Origin of the sequence: Enhygromyxa salina (assembly GCF_002994635.1) — a bacterium.
GTDB lineage: Bacteria > Myxococcota_A > Polyangia > Nannocystales > Nannocystaceae > Plesiocystis > Plesiocystis salina_B.
Genome location: NZ_PVNL01000130.1, coordinates 16,462 through 35,705, shown reverse-complemented (window position 1 = coordinate 35,705; position 19,244 = coordinate 16,462). Strand labels below are relative to the sequence as shown.

At 70.1% G+C, this 19,244-nt stretch carries 14 protein-coding genes and 1 pseudogene; 5 read left to right on the top strand and 10 right to left on the bottom strand.

The annotated features are described in order from the left end of the window. Nucleotides 1-95 precede the first annotated feature (95 nt). Nucleotides 96-1,346, bottom strand: a complete 1,251-nt coding sequence (locus ENSA7_RS33500) for a hypothetical protein (protein ID WP_146158438.1) — start codon at nt 1,344-1,346, stop codon at nt 96-98. Between the two features lie 97 nt (nt 1,347-1,443). Continuing rightward, a complete protein-coding gene (locus ENSA7_RS33495; RefSeq protein WP_106093485.1) occupies nt 1,444-3,183 on the bottom strand; it encodes a peptide-N-glycosidase F-related protein in 1,740 nt (579 codons plus the stop codon). Between the two features lie 89 nt (nt 3,184-3,272). On the opposite strand from ENSA7_RS33495, the gene ENSA7_RS33490 reads away from it, so the two are divergent. Then, nucleotides 3,273-4,271, top strand: a complete 999-nt coding sequence (locus ENSA7_RS33490; protein WP_106093484.1) for an NADP-dependent oxidoreductase — start codon at nt 3,273-3,275, stop codon at nt 4,269-4,271. 73 nt (nt 4,272-4,344) lie between these two features. Here ENSA7_RS33490 and ENSA7_RS33485 read toward each other — a convergent pair whose 3' ends face one another. Both ENSA7_RS33485 and ENSA7_RS33480 read right to left on the bottom strand, forming a co-directional pair. Further along, a complete protein-coding gene (locus ENSA7_RS33485) occupies nt 4,345-4,725 on the bottom strand; it encodes an AgmX/PglI C-terminal domain-containing protein (protein WP_146158437.1) in 381 nt (126 codons plus the stop codon). Between the two features lie 5 nt (nt 4,726-4,730). Next, on the bottom strand, nt 4,731-5,453 hold the full coding sequence (locus ENSA7_RS33480) for an OmpA family protein (protein ID WP_146158436.1): 723 nt from the start codon (nt 5,451-5,453) through the stop codon (nt 4,731-4,733). 286 nt (nt 5,454-5,739) lie between these two features. Here ENSA7_RS33480 and ENSA7_RS33475 point away from each other — a divergent pair, with 286 nt between their 5' ends. Continuing rightward, entirely contained in the window at nt 5,740-6,741 is a 1,002-nt protein-coding gene (locus ENSA7_RS33475; RefSeq protein WP_106093481.1) for a hypothetical protein, read from the top strand. On the opposite strand, the gene ENSA7_RS33470 is transcribed toward ENSA7_RS33475, so the two are convergent. The 5 genes from ENSA7_RS33470 to ENSA7_RS33450 are packed head-to-tail and all read right to left on the bottom strand — an operon-like array spanning nt 6,738 to nt 14,421. Continuing rightward, nucleotides 6,738-8,576, bottom strand: coding sequence for a HEAT repeat domain-containing protein (locus ENSA7_RS33470; protein ID WP_106093480.1), 1,839 nt, complete (start codon nt 8,574-8,576; stop codon nt 6,738-6,740). The two genes, ENSA7_RS33475 and ENSA7_RS33470, sit on opposite strands and share 4 nt — an antisense overlap. Then, nucleotides 8,573-10,114 (bottom strand): hypothetical protein, encoded by a 1,542-nt coding sequence (locus tag ENSA7_RS33465; protein ID WP_106093479.1) that lies wholly within the window; start codon nt 10,112-10,114, stop codon nt 8,573-8,575. Before ENSA7_RS33465 ends, ENSA7_RS33470 begins: the two co-directional genes overlap by 4 nt. 10 nt (nt 10,115-10,124) lie before the next feature. Continuing rightward, a complete protein-coding gene (locus ENSA7_RS33460; protein WP_181234358.1) occupies nt 10,125-11,342 on the bottom strand; it encodes an AAA family ATPase in 1,218 nt (405 codons plus the stop codon). Nucleotides 11,343-11,355: 13 nt separating this feature from the next. Continuing rightward, nucleotides 11,356-12,795 carry a hypothetical protein gene (locus ENSA7_RS33455; protein ID WP_106093478.1) on the bottom strand — a complete coding sequence of 480 codons (1,440 nt, stop codon included), beginning with the start codon at nt 12,793-12,795 and terminating at the stop codon, nt 11,356-11,358. Between the two features lie 6 nt (nt 12,796-12,801). Next, nucleotides 12,802-14,421: a hypothetical protein gene (locus tag ENSA7_RS33450; RefSeq protein ID WP_146158435.1), complete on the bottom strand. Its 1,620-nt coding sequence runs from the start codon at nt 14,419-14,421 to the stop codon at nt 12,802-12,804. Nucleotides 14,422-14,617: 196 nt separating this feature from the next. Between ENSA7_RS33450 and ENSA7_RS33445 the strand changes: the two genes are divergently transcribed. From ENSA7_RS33445 to ENSA7_RS33435, 3 genes are read left to right on the top strand one after another with little or no spacing between them, the layout of a single operon-like run. Then, on the top strand, nt 14,618-15,937 hold the full coding sequence (locus tag ENSA7_RS33445) for an FHA domain-containing protein (protein ID WP_181234357.1): 1,320 nt from the start codon (nt 14,618-14,620) through the stop codon (nt 15,935-15,937). A 16-nt stretch (nt 15,938-15,953) separates the two neighbouring features. Then, complete coding sequence (locus tag ENSA7_RS33440) at nt 15,954-17,396, top strand: serine/threonine-protein kinase (protein ID WP_106093475.1); 1,443 nt, start codon at nt 15,954-15,956, stop codon at nt 17,394-17,396. A 2-nt stretch (nt 17,397-17,398) separates the two neighbouring features. Continuing rightward, nucleotides 17,399-18,073: a hypothetical protein gene (locus ENSA7_RS33435; protein ID WP_146158434.1), complete on the top strand. Its 675-nt coding sequence runs from the start codon at nt 17,399-17,401 to the stop codon at nt 18,071-18,073. Here the strand turns inward: ENSA7_RS33435 and ENSA7_RS33430 are convergent. After that, nucleotides 18,058-18,624, bottom strand: a pseudogene (locus ENSA7_RS33430) (serine/threonine-protein kinase); the annotation flags it as partial. The gene ENSA7_RS33435 and the pseudogene ENSA7_RS33430 overlap by 16 nt on opposite strands. Nucleotides 18,625-19,244: the final 620 nt, after the last annotated feature.

Below are 19,244 nucleotides of genomic sequence, written 5' to 3'. Positions count from 1 at the left end.
CCGAAGCTTACCCCTTGCCGCTCGCGGCCGCGAGAACGCGCAGACACGAAGCGGCAGCAGTCGGCGAAGTGCCAAGGTCCCTGTGGGGGTCTGAACTAGTAGCTCCTGAGCCACTGGATGAGGGGCGGCTCCTGGTTCGGTGGGCCGTCCTCCTCCGCGCTCCCGGCCACGTAGACCTCGCCCGCGGTCCCGATCGCGACCGCGCTCGCGTCGCCGTGCGCGGAGATGCGGTCGCTCCACAGCGCGTTGCCGTCGGCGTCGGTGGCGAGCACGATCGGCTGGGTCCCAAACCAGTACGCGTCGCTGCCATCGAGCAAGTTGGTGCTGCCGACCACGACGACCTCGCCGCCCGCGACCGCGATCGCGCGACCCTGGTCGTTCACGGTGGCCCGGTCGTAGGTCTGCAACCACCGCTCGGTGCCGCCGCTCGAGTAGCGGCCGACCGACAGATCCCCGTTCGCGCCGCCGGTCATGTAGAAGTCGTCACCCCCGCCCACGACCATGGTCGGACCGCCGACGCTCGGGGTCAGGCTCCCGACCACGGCGCCGTTGTCGAGCGAGACCAGGAACCCGGGGAAGCTGCCGAACATCGCGGTGCCGCTGGCGTTGACGGCGAGGATCTGGCCGCCCGCGAGGTTGGTCGACTTGCGCAGCACGACCTCGCCCGCCGGGTTGATCCGCATCAGCAGCTGCTCGTACGAGCCACCCATGTCTTCATCGAAGCCGCCGAGCACGATGTCCTGCCCAAACGTCCTGACGGCCCAGAGGTTGGGGTACGAGCTGTTCCATGGGATCGCCACGGGCCCGAGCTCGCCGCCGTCGGCGTCGTAGCGAACCACCTCGATGTCGTCGTTTTGCCAGGTGTAGGTGGCGAACACGATCGTGCCGGCCTCGTCGACGGCCAGGTAGGGCTGGGTCTGCGGCGAGGCGACCTGGTCGAGCGCCCACAGCTCCTCCCCTTGCGCGTCATAGCGGGCCAGCGAGCCCGCGGCCGCGAGCACGACGCCACCGTCGGGGTGCGCCTCGAGGCCGACCCCCGCGAAGAAGAAGTCGTCATCGACCTCGCCGAGCTGGATCGTCCACTTCGGGTCCTTCTGCGGCGCGTCGGTGCCCCAGCCGTTGGTGCACGTGAAGGTCGAGCTGTTCGGCAGCGGCACCTTCGCCGGCTTGGCGTTCGGCAGCAGGACCGTGCCCGGATCGATGCAGACCTGGGCCTCGCCAGTGTCCTCGGTGTCGGAGGTCTCGTCGGCCGCATCATCGTCGCCGTCTGCACCGGGGCAGGCGGTGAGCAGCGTGAGCGCGGCGAGTATGGACAACGAACGGGGGGAGACGCGTAGGTAAGTCATGGCGAGTACCCTGGGCGTACCACGGGCGCCTTGTGTCGATCGATCGGGCCATCAATTGCCCGAGGAACGCGGTCCCGCGCACACTCTGGCAGCCCGTCTACTCGTAGTAGACGACGTAGCTGCTCAGCAAGATCCGCCCGCGGTTGCCCGTGACCGGCACGCCGCCAAATTTACCGACGTAGTCGATCGTGTTGAGCTGGCCCAGCGTGACCTCGTCGGTGATGTCGACGATCCACGGCTGGACGGGCTGCCCGGGGCACCACCCTGCCCGGCCTGGCGTCCAGTTGCCCCACTGCCCGGGGACCACGCCCTGGTCGACGGCCTCGCCGCAGCGCTGGTTGGCGACGTCACCCGAGAACTCGCGCATGTGCACGCTCGCGCCGTTGATCGTGAATTCGTGCTGATGGTTGCACCACTCGGCGCAGTTGCTGGTGTCCTGACCGTGGCCGGAGATCAGCGCGACGAACTCGACCTTGGTCGCGTTGGCTGGCGGCGTGAACTCGACGCTGGCCCAGTCGTTGTAACCGTCGTTGAAGCCCTTGTTCCCCGTGAAGGCCGGGACCAGGGTCTTGCTGGCGCCCGCCTGGTCACTGTTGCGCAGGCGAAACCGCATGTCCCAGGTCGAGGGGTTCATGTTCCAGCGCATCCCGAACCGAAAGTGTTGATCGCCGCCCGCGGCGACCAGGCCGAGCATCGGCGTGGTGTCGAACACCCACTTGCGCACGCCAGCGCGCGCGTAGGGGGTGATCCAGCGGAACACCTCGTTGACCTGGCCATCGCAGGCCTCGGTGTCGCACCAGTGCACGAACGCCTCGTAGTCCCAGTGCCCGCAGTCGTCACCGGGGCTCGGTCCGCACTCGCCCGTCACGACCATGTCCATGGTGTCGAACCCGGCCATGATCGCGGCGTCGGGGAACGTCGCCGTCCACACCTGATTGTTGAAGTTGTTGGCGAACGGCCCGTCCTGCCCGCCCGGTCCGTCGGGCGGAAACTCGACCTGGTCGAGCAGCGCGACCTCGGTGACGTCGGCCTGGGCCGCGAGCTCGAGCTCTTGGGCGTGGCGAAAGTTGTAGTAGCGCGGCGTGTAGGCCAGGACCGGGGCGGTCTGAGCGAAGCTGCCACCGCCGGTGTCGCTCGTCGAATTGGGGTATTCCCACCGCTGAAAGCGATCGATCGCGGCGACCATGGCGTTGGGGTTGGCGGCGTAAAACTGGCCAAGGCTGCCGGCTGCCGCGGCGGGAGCCTGGGTCACGAAGTGCACGCGCTCGGACCAAAAGTCGATGTCGGCCTGCTCGAGCGACGCGAGCGACTGGCCGATCTTGGTCTGCCACACCTGCGCGCCAGCCTCGGGATCCGCGTCGTCGTTGAGGAAAAACCAGTGCACGTTGCGGGGGGCCCGGGTGAACAGCTCGGCGTTGAAGCTGTTGCGCAGCGAGTCGCTGGTGCTGTCTTTCAGGTGGTTGACGAACACGTAGCTGTCGCAGCCCGAGAAGCGCTGGGCCAGGTCCCACGGGCCAAACGTGGTCTCGACGCTGAAGTCGCCCGCGACGTCGCCCCAGCCGGAGCCGGTGCCCTCGAGGCGCAGATCGATCGGCAGGCCCAGCTCCTCGCACAGCTCGCTGGGCCCGTCGCCGTCGCCGTCACCGTCGCCAGGATCACCGTCACCGTCACCGTCACCGTCACCGTCACCGGGATCGCCGTCGCCGTCGCCGGGATCTCCGTCGCCGTCGCCCAGGGTCTCGTCCGTCGGCCCACCTTCGGTCGTTGCGCCACCCCCACACCCCAGCAGCGCAATTGGCACGAACAACAGCAATGGACGCAGCCGGACAAGCATCATGCTGCGACGATAGCGGAGCAGCAGCCGTTTGACGAGCGGCGTGGCACCGTGAGACTCAGTTCAACGGCGTTCAAAACGTCGTCGCTCGCATGCGCGCACAGGTCTATTCGCGGTACGGCGGCCCGGAGGTGCTCGAGCTGCGCACGGATCTGCCCGAGCCCCACCCGGGCCCGACCGAGGTGTTGGTCGAGGTCCGCGCGTCCTCGGTCAATCCCGTGGACTGGAAGCTGCGCCGCGGCAACCTGCGCAAGGTCCTGCGCCGATCGTTTCCGATCGTCCCTGGTCGAGACTTTTGCGGCGTGGTGCTCGAGTGCGGAACCCAGGCGACGACCGTCGCGCGCGGGGACGAGGTCTTCGGGCTCACGCCGATGCGTGGCCCGGGCAGCCACGCCGATCGGATCTGCGTGCCCGAGCGCTATCTGGCCCTCGCGCCGCGGCGGCTGCACGGGTTCGAGGCCGCCGCGGTCCCGCTCGCCGGGCTGACGGCGATCCAGGCCAGCGAGGCTGCGCAGCTGTCTGCAGGTCAACGGGTGTTGGTGCATGGTGGCGCGGGGGCGGTCGGGGCGTTGGTGGTCCAGTACCTGGGTCACCTCGGGGTCGCCGTGACCGCGACCGCGAGCGCGCGCAACCTCGACTACCTGCGATCGCTCGGCGCCGATCCGATCGACTATCGGAGCGAGCGCTTCGAGGATCGCGTGGATCAGCTCGACGCCGTGATCGACTGTGTGGGCGGCGAGGTCGAGCGTCGCTCGTTCGCGGTCCTGCGTCGGGGTGGCCGGCTCGTCAGCGTGGCCGGGCCCGATCCAGACGCCGAGGTCAGCCTGGTCAACGCGGTCAAGCTCGGTGGGCCGACGTCGGTGCGGCTGCTCGGGCAGTTCGCCCGCGGCCGGCGCTATCAATTCGTGAGCGCGCGGGTCAATCACCAGCGACTCGCCCAGCTCGCGCAGATCGTCGACGCGGGCGCGATCGAGGTCCGGATCGACCACGAGATCGGCGTCATGGGGCTCGCCCAGCTCGGCGAGGCCCACACCGCCAGCGAGCGCGGCGAGGCCCAGGGCAAGCTGGTCATCGACCACAGCCGCGACTGACCGGGCATGGAGCAGGGCAAACAAAAAGGGAGCGACCGAAGCCGCTCCCTGGTTGTGCCGCGTCAGCTCGAGCTCAGGCCGCGGGTGCGGCGGGCTTGGCTTCGAACTTCCAGCGGAACGTCGCCTGACCCTCGCGGGCGTCGGGCGGATCGAGCTGCAGGCCGTCGATCGCCGTGATCACGCACGACGACAGCTCGGCCGGGGCGTTGCTCTGCGCCTCGTCGACGACGGGGTTCATGATCTTCCCGGTCTTCTTCTCGACCGTGAAGTTGACGACCACGGTGCCGCCGACGGACTCGTCGGTGCGCAGGGCCACGTCGTAGCAGTCCTCGAGGTCCGCGCCGCGGGTCTCGACCAGCTCACGCGTGACTTCGCGGTAGCTGTCGGGGTCGCGGGCGATGAACGTGCAGCCGACGCTGAGCAGCAGCGGCGCGATGACGGCGAACTTGATCATGCCCTTCACTTTGGACCTTCCTTCTTGGCGGCTTCGGGCGCCGCGACAGAGGCATCACCGGACGCAGCCTTGGCCGGCGGGCCAGCTTTCCTGGCGGACGGCGCGGCCTTGGTCTCGACGACCTTCTCGGCGCCGGTCTCGGGGTCGATCTCGACCACGTTCTTGACCTCGTCTTGCTCGACGATCAGGAACTCGACCCGGCGGTTCTTTTCTTTGTTCTCGTCCGAGTCGTTGGGCACCAGCGGCACGTCTTCGCCGAAGCCGACGGCCGTGAGGCGCTCGGCCTCGATGCCGTGCTCGACGAGGTAGGCCATGACCGAGTCCGCCCGCTTCTGCGAGAGCTTCTTGTTGTACTTGTTGGACCCGTCGTCGTCGGTGTGCCCCTCGATCGAGATCTTCTTGATCCGGGGGTTGTCCTGCACGACCTGCGTGATCTCGTTCATGAGGTCGAACGACTCGGGCCGAATCACGGCCTTGTCGACCTCGAACAGGATCTTGTCGTTGATGACGATCGCGGCCGCGGTGACCTCGACGCGCTTGGGCTTTGGCGGCGGCTCGGGCTCGGGCTCGGGCTCGGGCGGTGGTGGTGGTGGAGGTGGCTCGCCGACAATCGTCAGCGCGCTCGTGTCCGCGAAGATGGTCGGGCCACAGGCCATGGCCGGCGCGAGCAAGAGCGCCGTAGCCAGGGTGACTCCGACATTGCGGTAATGTTTACGATGTTGGCGCATTGGGGGACGTCCTCTTGTCGCAACGCGAAGGTCGGCGACAACCGCGACATCATTCAAGCCGTTCGCTCATTTGGCAACCCTCGAGCGCCGTCTCGTCGACCCATGCAAAAGCCGTGTCCCGGCCCGCGCTGTCGACTGATTCACCGCCTCGGAGACCGCGTCACTTTGCGTCAGTTGCCCCGTTTTCCCGCTCGCGTCGCGCCCCAAATGGGACTTGGCGTGGGCCCACGGGCGGCTTCTCGCGGCAGGGGTCGCGCCAGCCAAGCATCGAGAGTAGCCTCCGCGAATGGCTGTCCGCCGCTTGGCTCCGCTGTGCCTGACTTTGCTGCTGCCGAGCCTCGCGTTCGCAGCTCCAGCCGCGGATGGGCCTGCCGTCCAGCACCCCACCAAGGCCCCCGATCCCAGCTCGATCACACCTGTGGAGACCCACGTTCCCACCACTGCGGGTCCCGAAGCGAGCGAACAAACGGTGACCGAGGACACGCAACCGGATGTCGCCGATCCAGGGGCGAACCCGGCCGCGGATCCAGAGGCGAACCCGGCTCCAGATGCGGCCCCGGGCCCAGGGGCGATGCCGCCCCCCGAACATCCAGGCGACGCCACCCAGCCGCCAGCCGAGCAAGAAGATCTCTCCAGCCTGCTGGTCAGCGACGAGCCCGAATCCGCGCCCCCGCGCGTGCGGGTGTCAAATTCAGCCACCCCCAACCGCGTCGATCGAAGCGAGCGGCTGCGCAACTACTATTCGCGGATCTACCGGCCCGCGCACAACCCCGCGCGGATCTACTTTGCGGCCCGAGCCGCGTACGCGCTGTCGGGCACCAGCAGCGGGACCGGGGGCGGTCGCATGGGCTCGGCCAACGTCGAGCTCGGCCAGACCTGGAATTTCATCGGCTACGGGATCGGAGCGGCTGTCTACGGCGGCGACCTGACCTTCGGCGAGGACGGGGTCGAGAAGTTTGGCGGCCTGCTCGTCGGCGGCGGCCCGAGCCTCGGGCTGGGTCGGCTCGGGCTGTTCGGCCGCGGCTACCTCGACGTCCGCGCGGGCTACAATTTTTTCTACGCGCCGGTCTCGAGCACGCGCGTGGGCGTGATCGATCCCCCGGACGCCGCCCCGCACGGCCCCAAGCTGCAGCTCGACGCGGGCCTGCTGTTCCACGACTCGGAGAGCCGGCGGTTTCGACACGGCATCGGGATGAGCCTGGGCTGGCAGCTGTTGGTCCACAGCTTCGCGGGCGAGTACCCGACCTTGAACACCTTCAACGTCGGGCTCAGCTACTTCTTCGGCTAGCCGCCGAGCTGTTGAATCGCGTCCTCGAGCACCGAGCGATACGCGGGCGGGACCAGGTCGAGCTGCTGGCGCAGGTACGGGACCAGGTCCGCGTTGCTCAGCGCGCTGATCGCCGCGATCACGTGGCTGACGTAGCTCTCGTCGGCCTCGCGCAGCCGGTCGCACAGGAAGTCGAGGGCCTCGACGGTGTTGATCCGGCCGATCGCCCGGACCGCGGCCGTGCGCGCGTCGACGGCGTCCGGCAGATCCCGAGCTTCGAACACGCGCCGCAGACGATCGAAGGCGTGCGGGAAGTACAGGTTGCTGATCGCGTCGGCGGCCCGATGCCGGACCTCGGCGTCGTCGCTGCGCAGCGCCTTCGCCAGCGTGGAGAAGCTGCGCTTGAACCGGAGCACCCCGAGCGCCTCGGCGACCTCGCGCCGGACGGCGACGTCGCCCGTGTCGTACATGCGCTCGAGCGCCGCGATCACCGGGTACGCGCGAATGCCCTTGAGACGATTCACGATCTCGACCCGCGACGACTTGCCCGCGCGGGCCTGCTCGGCCAGCTCGAGCACCAACAGCAGCGCGTGGCGGCGCACGTAGTCGGGGAACCGCCGATCGGCCATGACCCCCGCGGCGATCAGGGCCGGGTCACCCTCGAGCTCCCACTCGGCCAGGTCCACGTACCAGACCTCCTCGTAGTCGGGCAGCCGCTTGAGGAACTCGGGGACCGGGACCGGGCGCGGGGCGTCCTCGGGGTTGCTGCCGAGCCGTGATAGCAGCCGGCGGTAGCGATCGCGGCCCTTGATGTCGAGCTGCGCGACCCGGGCGTAGACCTCGGCGGCGTGGCGAAACGCCCGGACCGACACGTACGACTCGGCGGCGGCCAGGTAGGCGTTCTCGACGATCTGAACCGGGTGCCCGTGAGCGCTGGCGTCCTCGCCGGCCTTGAGCCAGGCCTCACCCGCGCGCAGGCGCAGATCGTCGGCGTAGGGCAGCCCCGCGCGGGCGCAGTAGTCAGCCGCCTCGCGCAGGATCCCAGCGACGGCGTGGTGCTCGCCCGACTGCCGCGCCAGGGTCACGAAGGCCTCGTAGAGGCGCAGGGCGTCGAGCTTGAGCGCGTCGTCCCGCAGGATTCGCACGCTGTTGAGGCAGCCCTCCGCGACGTTCTCGAAGGTGCCGGTCTCGGTCCCGATCCGCGCGAGCAGCTGGTAGCAGTCGAACGCCCGCTCGCGCAGTCCCTCGGTCTCGAATCGATCCGCGACCTCCTCGACGGCGGTGGTCGCCTCGGCCAGCGCCTGCCGAGCCCGATCGGACTCGAGCCGATGCAGACACAGGCCGTAGTTGATCCGCGCGAGCGCCTGCTCGTAGGGGCGCTCCGCGACCAGGGCCATCCGCTCGGCGTTGCGGCCGTCGATCAGCTCCGCCCACAGCTGCGCCGCCTCGGCGTCCTGACCGGCTCGCTCGAGCTCGATCGCGCGGTGGATCGGCATGTTCGCGAGCTCGAACCAGGTCGCCGCGTCACGGTGGTGACCGGCGCGCGACAGGTAGATCCCAAACAGCCGGATCGCTTGTTGATCCGCCTCCCCTGCTTCGATCTCGGCGCGCAGTCGATCGAGCGCCGCCTTGCCGGGGGCCTCGGTCGCGCCGAGGTAGGCCCAGCACGCGGCGGCGTCGCGAAACTGCCCGAGCGCCCGCAGCGACTCGGCCATCGCCCGCAGCCACTCTTCGTACTCGAAGTCGATCCGATCGACGACCTCGATCAGCTTGCGCAGGTGGGCCAGCGCCTCGCGCCAGCGGCCGCCTCGCATCGAGGCCTCGGCCCGAACCCACAGCACCGCGGTGTCGATCAACCGAGCCTCCCCCCGACGTGACTGCGCGCGGCGCCGTCGAGGTCGCTCTCGACCTCCGAGATGATCTGCCGGGCCCGCGAGGCCCGACGACCGTGGCCGATCGCCTCGTCGTCGATCACGTGGACCCGATGCAGCGCGTCGAGATACCCGAGCTTGAGCGGCCCCCGCGGGAGGATGAAGACCCCGTAGATCGGCGCGCGGCTGGCCAGCAGCTGGACCTCCGAGGCGGGGAACTGGGCCTCGCCGTGGGTCAGGATGTAGACCAGGGACTGGGCCGCGTCGCGGCGCGGGGCCGCGAGCTCGGCGTTGAGCTGACGCAGGACCGCGGCGTAGTTGCGCCCGCGCTCGGCCCGGAACTGCAGCACGTAGGGCACCTCGACGTGGCCCCCGGCGCCGACCTTGACGCCCTCGTACAGGCGGCTGTCGAAGAACCGCAGCACGACCTGCTCGCCCAGCAGCGCCAGCCGCTTGCACAGCGCGAGCGCCAGCCCGCGGGCGAACACCTCACGAACGCCGCGCATCGAGGCGCTGCCGTCGACCAGCACGTGGTGGACCCGGCGCTCGTTCTCGTACTGCTTCTCGTGGGTGTAGTAGAACAGCTCGTGATCGACGTATTTTTGCTCGAAGACCTCGTCGTCGTAGGCGAGCTGGGTCAGGACCATGCTGTCGATGTTGCCGACCCGCTCGATCGACGCGTAGCCATCGACCCCGAACGTCTGCTGGCCCATCTCGCGGCGAACCTCGAGCAGCGAGGGCAGCAGCTCCAGCGAGAAGTCGATCACGTCGGCCAGCTGTGGCGACAAGATCACGTTGTAGAGATCCGCCAGGTCGACCCCGGCCACGCCGTCGGTGCCCGTGCGAAACAGGCCGAGCAGGCGCAGCGCGTCGACGTCGATCTGCTCGGTCTCGAGCAGCGGCAACAACCGATGGCCGACCATGGTGCGGATCCAGGCCACGGCCAGCTCCTGGTCGTAGCGGGTGTAGGCCGAGCGTGGATCGATGCGCGCGTACTGGAGCACGTCGACCGGCAGCTCCTGCGGCCGCGCGACCCGGGCGTCCTCGGGCAGCTGCGGCGCGACGCTGGCCATGACCCGCGCGAGCACGACCCCGACCATGGGGTCGCGGTGCTTCCAGGCCGCCGGCTGGCGAAACAGCTCGGTCTCGCCCAGATCGACCAGCAACTGGCGCCAGGCCTCGCCCAGGCGCGGATCCCCGACGCCCTGGCTGACCGAGGCCGGCCGCCCGAGCCCACACATCAGGCAGCCGACGTCGTGGACGATGACCAGCGGGACCGCGATCCCGAGCCGGGCCAGCACGTTGTGCCACGCGACCGCCCGCATCAGCGCCATCGGGCCGACGCCGTCGAGCTCGCTGAGCGCGAGGCCGCCCATCTGCCGCTCGAGCACGGGCATCGGCACGCGCGCGGGCGTGGGCAGCCCACCACGCTCCCCGAGCGGCCGCTCACCCGAGGGCTCGGTCGCGTCGTCCCGGGCGCCCGCTCCCGCCCCTGCGCCCCCGTCGGTCTCGAACTCGGCCACGCGGTCTCCCCTATACGAACCGGCTCGACGCGAACATCGTCTCGAGCAGCTTGTCGACCTCGCCGATCATGCGCTCGGCCGCGGGGTTGTCTTTCATGCGCTGCAGCGCGGCCTTGATGTCGCCGAGGTTGCGCAGCTGCGAGAACAGCTGCATGTCCGAGAGCACCTCGGAGCTGGCCAGGGTCTCACGGATGATCCGCAGCTCGGCGAGCAGATCCTGCAAGCTGGTCGGCGTGGCCCCGATCCGCTGCTGCTCGGGGTGCTGCTCGTACCACGCGTCGAGGATCGGCCCGACGATCTCCTGCAGGATGTCCTGCTGCTCGGGGGTGTTCCACACGTGGCGGAGCACGAAGAAGTCCGCGTCGTTGACCTGGGTCCGGCCGTCGAACACGGCCGAGGCCGCGAACAGCTTGAGCATCTTGACGACCCGACGATCCGACAGGCCGATGCCCTCGGACCGGATCTGGAACACCAGGCCCTTGTAGGTGGCGAGGAACTCTTCGTCCATGCTCTCGAGCAGCGAGCCAAACTCGCGCTGCATCGCCACGAGCTCGCTGGCGCTGACGGTCGGCTTGATCGCCGACTGGCGCCCGTGGGCCTCGAGGGCCTTGGACTCGAGCGCGGCGCCCTTGTGCAGCAGCCCGCGAAATTGATAGCTGTCGAGGTAGTCGACCCGGACCCGGAGCAAGAAGCGATCGAACAGGGCCGAGAGCGCGTCGTCGTTGGGGACCTCGTTGCTGGCCGCGAACATCGAGATCAGCGGGACCGCGAGCGTGGTGTTGCCGTGCGAGAACCGGCGCGAGTTGAGGACCCCGAGCAAGCTGTTGAGGATCGCGCTGTTGGCCTTGAAGATCTCGTCGAGGAACGCGATCTCGGCCTCGGGCAGCATGCCCTCGACCCGGCGCTTGTAGGCGCCCTGGCGAAACGCCTGGATGTCGACGGGCCCGAAGATCTCGTTGGGCTCGGTGAAGCGCGTGAGCAGGTAGTCGTAGTAGTGCGCGTCGATCGTGTCGGCGAACGCCCGGACCAGCGCGCTCTTGGCCGTGCCGGGCGGGCCGACCATGACCATGTGCTCGCCAGCGACGGCCGAGATGAACAACAGGCGGATGATCTCCTCTTTGCCCAGGAACTGGGCCTCGAGCCGACGCGCGCCGTCTTGCAAGCGTCGAGCGAGTTCGGGGATCGCCACCGGTTTGGTCGCGACGGGCGGTTGCAGCGGTTGGGTCATGCGGGCTGTCTTTCTACTCTTCGCGTATTCGCCGGACCAGGGTCGCGTGCAGGTTGTCCACGACGTTGCGTGGGACCAGCCCGGCGAGGTGTTCGCCATACTCGTCCCAGCGGCGCGCGAAGCCCTCGTCGACCACCCCTGCGCCCCCGGCAAACAGGGCCCCGGCCGTGCTGGGCAGGGTGTCCCCGCGCGGGGCGTCGAGGTCAAAGGGGCGCCCGAGGGTCCGCTCGAGCGCCGGTAACAACAAGGGCAACGCCAGGAAGCTCTGCACGGCCCAGTCGCGGGCCCCGACGCCGATGCTGATCCGCGCGTCGAACTCGAGCACCTTGAGCACGTGCAGGTGGATAAGCGCCCCTACGACCGCGCCGATGTCCGCGGGTGCGCTGGGGATCGCGGGCGCGGGCAAGGCCGCGAGCACGCCGCTCGGCTCGTCCTCGAACTCGCGGGCGACCTGGTCGAAGGCGTCGACGCGGTCTGGATCGTCGGAGTCATCGGAGTCATCGCCAGGATCATCGCCAGGATCATCGCCAGCCCGACCCGAGCGAGCACTCGACCCAACGCCTGAACCAAAGCCGACCTCCATGTGCGCGGCCTTGGCCGCGCGCTGCATCGCGGCGGCGCTGCCAGGGACGCCAGCGCCCGGCACATCGCCGAACACCCGCCCGTGGAGATCGAGCGAGCGCAGCAAGCTCCCCGCCACGACCCCGCCGATCCGCAGCCACTCGCGCTCCTGCGCCCACGCGTGGCAGACCGCCCGCGCGTAGGCCCGGGCCTGCAGGAACTCGACGGCCATCAGCGGCGACCACCCAGGCGGCGCCCAGGCTGGCCGCAGCAGCGAGGTCAGCGGGCTGACCCACATCACGTCGGGCAGCAGGCGATCGACGATCGTCGCGTGCGGTTGATCGATCCACCGGACCACCTCCGTGCGCACGTCGGCGAAGCTGGGTGAGAGGAACCCAAATCGCCGGCGCGGCGGCGTCTGTCCGCGAAACCGCAGGTCACCCGCCGGGCCCGAGACCACGTGGTCTTCGCGGCGAAGCTGCAAGAACGCCCCGACCGCGAGCTCCCGCGCGAGCGCGCTGGCCATGTCGGCCGGCCGCGCGAACGCCAGCAAACTTCGGGTCTCGGTCTCGACCCGCCGCCAAGTCGACGCGCGGGTCCACACCCGCTCGGTGTCCGGGTGATCGAGGGCCAGCACGTCGTGAAGGCCGAGCCACAGCGACAATTCGTCGGCCCCGGGATCGGGCAGCGCTGGTTCGGCGACCAGCCGTCGGCCGATCCGCATGCGCAGGTGCAAGAAGCTGGGGTGCATGAGCGGCCCCGCGTCGCTCAGCATCTGCTGACGATCGTGGGCCGACAGCGGCGCCTCGACCTCCACGGACCCGCCCGCGAGCAGCGGCTCGACAAAGCGCGCCAGGAATCCGGCGGTCGTGTTGAAGGGCGGCGCGACCACGGACTGCTAATCGGATTGGCTGCGAAAGCCCCACAGCGCGAAGCGGCCGAGGCGTTGATTGGTGATGGTGCCCGGCTCGAGCGCGGGGAGCGAGGGCTCGACCAGGTCGGCCTCGCTGGCCTCGAGCGTGCCGATCGAAGCAGCGTCGAGCGACAGCATGCGATCGTCGGCGATGTGGATGGGATCGCTGCCCGGGGCCAGAAACAGCGCTCGGTCCTCGCCCTCGAGCCCGAGCAGCTCACGAACCAGCTGCGGGCGCAGGCGCGGCCACAGCTCGAACCCGTCGGGCACCAGCACGCCCGGAGCGACCTCGCAAAACCGCTGACCCAGCGGAATCACGGTGCCGACCGACAGCGCCCGGCCGTCCCGGCCCAGGCGCGCGCCGCCGGCCACGATCAGCAGCCCGGCGGTCAGCGGGACCAGGCGCGCGGCCGCGAGCGCGCTCGGGGGAACCAGGTAGATCAGTCGGCGCAGCAGCTCGAGGTCGGTCCAGGCGATCAGCGACGCCCGCGGCTCGCGGGCCATCGACGAGGCCTGCAGGCGCAGGTCGACCTCGAGCGGCCCGCTCTCTTGCATGCGCACGGGCTCGACCTCGAACTCGGGCTCGCGCAGCCGGACCTCGGTCTGGACCAGGTAGCGCCCGTCGACGAAGCGCGGCGCGCCGTCGATCCGCTCGACCCGGCCCGCGCGGCCACGAAATAGATACATCTCGTCGCCCGGCAGGCACGAGCTGGCCGACGCCAGGTGGATCGGGTGGGTCCAGCCGACCTCGACCGCCGCGCGGGGCGAGACCGGGACCAACAGCTCGACCCCGGGGATCGGCCGCAGCACGTCGAGGATCCGGCCCGGAGGGTTGCGCAGGCGCAGCAGCAGGCTCGCGCGGCGATCCTCGGCCAGCGCGACCCGGATCCCGGCCATGCTGATCTCTTTGCGCCACAGGTACGCGAGCACGCGCTCGGCGATGCCCGGGGCGACCAGCACCAGCGCCATGTCACGCATGCCACACAGCTCCGGGTCGCTGGCGATCCCCTCGAGCGGCAGCGCGACCGGGCGCAGCTGCAGACGCTGGATCAGCTCGATCGGATCGATGCGGTCGCCACCGGGGCCGCGCGTCCCCTGCCCCGCGCCGCCGCGCCGATCGTCGCTGCGAAACCGCGACAGGAATTCCCGATCCACGACCAACACCTCGTCGACCGAGAGCCCCGCGCTGTTGCCTTCGCGGGCCAGCAGCTCGCCGATCGGCAGCGCGAGGTCATAGCCGAACGGCGCCTGCGACTCGCGATAGCGGACGAACACCGAGCCGGCCCCCGGGTACAGCTGACTGCGCGCGGCACCAGCGAGCCGCGCGAGTCGATCGAGCACGTATCCGTCGCCCGCCTCGCAGCGCAGCAGCAGCGCGGTCCCGCCACCGCTTCGGCGGGCTCGCTCCAGGGTCATGCTTGGCAACAGATCGTCGAGGCTGGCCTCGACGCTGTAGGCGCCGAGGAACGCCACGCAACGATCGAGCGACTCGAACACGATCAAGGCCTCGCGCCCGACCGCGATCCCGCGCGCGTCTGGGGCGAGGCCTTGCATCCGAAACCTGGTCTGGCCTGCCGCGACCGGCTCGAGGATGCTCTGCGCCACCGCGGGAGGATGCGGGACATGCCTCGCGCGGGCAAGACTGACCGGCCGACCGTGGGCGAAATCGTGGGGAGACGCACGAACTGCGATCCCGCTGGCCTCGGCGCCCGACGATTCCCGCTATAACTGCCGAGTGAAGCCACGGCGCCAGGGTGAGAGCGGAGGGCCAACCCCAAACGCGAGCCAAGGCCTGGTCCGCGTGCGCCGGCCGACGGACCGGGCCCAGCTGCGCGCCGCGCTCGCGCTGGAGGAGGCCGGCGAGCTGCAGGAGGCCGCGCGGATGTTCGAGTACGTGGGCGAGCACGCCCAGGCCGCGAGCCTGCGCCTCGAGCACGCCGACACCCTGCGCGACGAACAGCAGCGGCTCGCGGTCCTGCGTGAGGGGTGCGCCCGCAATCAGGCCTCGACCGCGCAGGGCCAGGCGCTGCACCGCGCCCTCGGGGAGGCGCTGCTGCGGGTCGCGGAGGGCCTCGAGCCCGGCGCCCGTCGCCGTGCGCTGGCCCTCGAGGCCGCGCAGGCGCTCGAAGAGGGCCAGCGCGCCGGTCAGGCTGGGCGGCTCTACGAGCAGCTCGGCCTGCTGTCGCGCGCCGCCAAGGCGTTCACCGAAGCTGGCGACATCGAGCGGCTCGAGGCGATCCACGCGATCCTCGAGCAGCGCGTCCAGCAGCAGCGAGAGCAGCGAAGCCTCGAGCTCGAGGTCGACGCCGCGCTCGCCACCGGCCGCCGTCAGCTGGCCCACGCGCTGCTGCTCGAGCACGTGCGCGACGCCCAGCGCGACGGCCAGACGCCCCTGTCCTCGCTCGCCCAGTCACTCTCGCAGCTCGAGCACAGGCTGATCCGGGGCCGCGCGCTGGTCCTGCGCGTGCAAGCGCACGGCGCCGCGCAGCCGACCGTCGTGCGCGTGATCGGACGCTCGGCGCTGCGACTGGGTCGGGGTCCGCAGTGCGAGCTGACCGTCACCGGAGCCGCGATCTCGCGTGAGCACGCCGAGCTCGCCCTCGCCTTCAGCGACGACGGTGAGCCCCACCTGGTCGTCCGCGATCTCGGCTCGCGCGCGGGCAGCTTCCTCGACGGCGAGCCGCTCGCGCCCGGCGAAGACCATGCGCTGTTCGATGACGGGGTCCCTGGAGCGCGGTCGCTCGCGCTGGGGATCGCGTCGAGCTTCGACCTGTGGTCATGCCGGGGATCGGGCAGCGACGAGGATCAGCGCCCGCTCGCGCTGCTGCGCGAGGCCGGGCTGAGCCACCCTCCCGATCGCCTCAACAGCGCGTGGACCTCGTTCGCCCCGCTCGGCGGCCCGCTGTGGATCAGCCCCACCGAGCACCTGCCGATCGCGCTCGGGTTCGAGGGCGACCAGGTCGTGGCCCGCACGACCCCCGACTGGATGGTCTCGCTGGCTGGCGGTCCGCTCGGCGTCGGCGAGCCGGTCGAGCTGCTCGTGCACGACCGAGTCCGCTTCGACCCGACGCACGACGGGGCCGGGCCGGCGTTCGAGTTCGAGGTCACCCCGCTGGTCTGATGAGGTATCCATCCCCATGACCGAGACCCTGGTCCGCGCCCCGACCCCGTTCGCCGCGCCCGATACCCCGCTGGCGAGCGCGATCTCGGCGGTCCTGCGCCGGTTTGGCGAGGGCGCGACGACCCCCGACGAGCTGCCCGAGCTGCAGCTGCTGGTCGATGAGCTCGAGGCCGAGCAGCCGCTCGCGATGATCGACGCCCGGCTGCGGGCCCTGTCCCACGCGGGCTACCTGCGCGGGGCGGTGCTCGCGATCGCCGATCACCTGGCCCGAAACCCGCGCCTCGACCTCGCGCTGCGCCTGGCCAGCGAGCTGCTCGACGCCCTCGATCCCGAGCTGGGTGTGGCCCTCGCCCGCGCGATCCTGGCGGTCCCAGCCGACGCCGCCAAGTCGGTGGGTGACGACCGCGACCGGGCTCGTGCTCGCGCGGCGCGGTTCGAGCTGGAGATCTCGACCAACCTCATGCTCGCCGATCACCTGCTCGAGCGCGGCGACGTCAGCGGCGCCCAGCGTCACTACGAGGCCGTGCTAGCGATCGACGTGGACCACACCCGCGGCCTGCGGGGCTGGTCCAGCTGCGTGCGCGAGCTCGAGCGGCGCGGGCTCTCGACCGAGCACCGCAGCCGGGGCCTGTCGCTGCTCGACGGCCTCGAGGAGCTCGAGCTCGCGGGCGGGGTCGGCCTCGAGCGCTACGAGCTCGGTCGCCCCCTCGGTCGTGGCCGCCACGCCGTCGTCTATGAGGCCTACGATCGCCGCGTCGGTCGCTCGGTCGCGATCAAGCGGCTGCTCGGCGACGACGCCCGTCGCGACGGGGTGCCCGCGCGGGTCGTCGAGGCCCGGTTCTTCGCCGAAGCCCAGACCCTGGCCAAGGTTCGCAGCCCGCACGTGGTCGCGCTGCTCGACGTCCAGCCGCGCCATCGCTTCGTCGCGCTCGAGCTGTGCCGCGGCGGCAACCTGCGCCTCGCCATGCGCAAGCGCCTGCTGACGCCCGCCGACCTGCCAACGGTGACCGAGCAGCTGCGTCTGGCGCTGCGAGCCGTGCACGCGGCCGGGGCCGTCCACCGCGACGTCAAGCCAGCCAACATCTTGGTCCGCGAGGCTCGGCCCGGGTCCCCGGTGGCGCTCGCTGACTTTGGCCTGGCGATCGGCAGCGAGCCACGCGGTGAGCCCCCGTCGGGCGGGCGCAACCCCAGCGTCCGCGCGGGCACGCTTCGCTACCTCGCGCCCGAGATCAAGCTCGGGATTCAGGCCAGCCCCGCCAGCGATCTCTACGCCGCTGGCGTCGTCGTGCTCGAGCTCGCGATCGCCCCGGCCCCGCTGCCCGCGGACTTCGACCGCGTCGACCCCAACTTCGATCCCCGAGCCATGCTCGACGAGCTACTCCCGGACCAGCTCGGTGAGCCGTGGAACGCCCTGCTCGAGCGCCTGCTCAGCCCCGATCCCGACCAGCGAAAGTGGTGATCATGCCGTCCCGAACGCGCCCCTTTCCTACGTCCTCGACGCTCTCGACGCTCTCGCTCGTGGCGCTGCTCACCGCCTGCGAAGAGGTCCCGCGGACCTACAGCACCGCCAGCGACGGCGCGCGTGTGATCTTCACCGACGACTTCGACCGCGGCGTGATCGGCCAGGACTGGCTGACGACCGGCAGCGGCGTCACGCTGGATCGCGGCGCGCTGCACCTCGCCGAACTCCGCAACCACCCCGTGTGGCTGCGCCAGCCCCTGCCTGACAACGTCCGCGTCGAGTTCGACGCCTGGGCCGAGACCGACGAGGGTGACATCAAGGTCGAGCTCGCGGGCGACGGCAGCAGCTTCGCCAAGGCGGCCAGCTACACCGCGACCGGCTACGTGTTCATCCTTGGCGGATGGAACAATTCGCTCAACGTGATCGCCCGCCGCAACGAGCACGGTGATGACCGGGTCGCGGTGCCGACGGATCCGCAGCTCGAGCCCGATCGCCGCTATCACGTCACGATCACCCGCCGGGGCGGCGAGCTGCGCTACGAACTCGACGGGCGGCTGGTCGCCGAGATGGTCGACGATGCCCCGCTGACGGGGCCGGGGCAGCAGCACTTCGCGTTCAATAATTGGGAGGCGGGGACGCGCTTCGACAACCTGGTGATCTACGCGCTCGAATAGCGCTCTGGCGACGCAACCGTCGCCAATCCGGTTGTTGACGTTGCATCGGCGCCCGCGGGCGGATCCCCGAATGGTGGCCGCCCAAACAGGCACGCCCAACTGCAACACGCGAACGCAAACACATCGCCCGCCGGCCCTTGTCGTCCATCGGCCACCTCCGGCGCGATGTAGCCCGGCGTCCCAACGACGCGGGCCGTCACTCCTGGCGATGTGACGAGCCCGAAGTCTCCGAGCTTCGCAGCCCCGTCTTTGACGAGCACGTTCGCGGGCTTCACGTCGGCATGCACGAGCCCAGCCGCGTGCACTCTCGACAACCCAAGTCCGAGCTCGAGCACGCGATCGAGCACCGCCGTCCACGGCTGGTCGCGGCTCCACATCTCGAGGTCCGCGTCGCACAGCTCCATGGCCGAGTACAGCCAACCATCATGGTCGCCGACGTCGTGCACATGCACGATGTTCGGGTGTATGCATCGGGTCATCGCCTGAACCTCGGCGAGCAGCCGCCACGTGGTGTCGTCGTCGCGGTCGTGGTGCACCTTCAGCGCGACCTCCCGCGCGAGCTGACGTCGTCGAAGTCCTCACCGCGAAGCTGCTCTGCTCGCTGCTTGCGGTGCAGGTCGATGAGCGGGCCCCGTCGGTGGGCATACGCAGCGGGAGCGTGCTCGAAGCGCTGATCAGTTCGCCGATCGTCACATTCCTGAGCGCGGCCGCCTCTGGCCCACCGTCGCGCAGGATCTGCAGCAAGTTGTTGAACGACCAGCACGGGTTCAAGCGCAGCACACGAACGATTGTTCGTTTCTGAACCTCGGCAGAGAACGCGGCGAGTTGATGGGTCTCCACCCCCCCCTATCCTCATGACTTGGTGGTGTGTTCACCGAAATTGACGCGGGTAGAGCACCGAGAGGGAGCGCAGAGAGTACTTCGCTTGCCGACGGGTCGGCAGTCGGACAGATCTCGTGCTCGGGCAACGCACGCCAGCGACCCGTCCACGCAGCCGTCGCAGCTCGCGCTGATCGAGAGGTCCGCTGCTGTTTTCTTCAGCTCGGGCGAGGGCTTCTCGCCGCTTTCGAACACCTCCGAATACGGGCCTCCCAACATCGCTCCCCAACCCGGGCAACAGTGACACGACCCTGAAGCATACCTCGCCATATGTCCCGTCCGCGCAGGCGTT

Bases quoted from the DNA above. Each gene is read 5' to 3' on its own strand.
- ENSA7_RS33500 (WP_146158438.1), bottom strand. From the start codon at position 1,346: ATGACTTACCTACGCGTCTCCCCCCGTTCGTTGTCCATACTCGCCGCG.
- ENSA7_RS33475 (WP_106093481.1), top strand. From the start codon at position 5,740: ATGGCTGTCCGCCGCTTGGCTCCGCTGTGCCTGACTTTGCTGCTGCCG.
- ENSA7_RS33435 (WP_146158434.1), top strand. From the start codon at position 17,399: ATGCCGTCCCGAACGCGCCCCTTTCCTACGTCCTCGACGCTCTCGACG.
- ENSA7_RS33490 (WP_106093484.1), top strand. From the start codon at position 3,273: ATGCGCGCACAGGTCTATTCGCGGTACGGCGGCCCGGAGGTGCTCGAG.
- ENSA7_RS33460 (WP_181234358.1), bottom strand. From the start codon at position 11,342: ATGACCCAACCGCTGCAACCGCCCGTCGCGACCAAACCGGTGGCGATC.
- ENSA7_RS33480 (WP_146158436.1), bottom strand. From the start codon at position 5,453: ATGCGCCAACATCGTAAACATTACCGCAATGTCGGAGTCACCCTGGCT.
- ENSA7_RS33485 (WP_146158437.1), bottom strand. From the start codon at position 4,725: ATGATCAAGTTCGCCGTCATCGCGCCGCTGCTGCTCAGCGTCGGCTGC.
- ENSA7_RS33440 (WP_106093475.1), top strand. From the start codon at position 15,954: ATGACCGAGACCCTGGTCCGCGCCCCGACCCCGTTCGCCGCGCCCGAT.
- ENSA7_RS33495 (WP_106093485.1), bottom strand. From the start codon at position 3,183: ATGATGCTTGTCCGGCTGCGTCCATTGCTGTTGTTCGTGCCAATTGCG.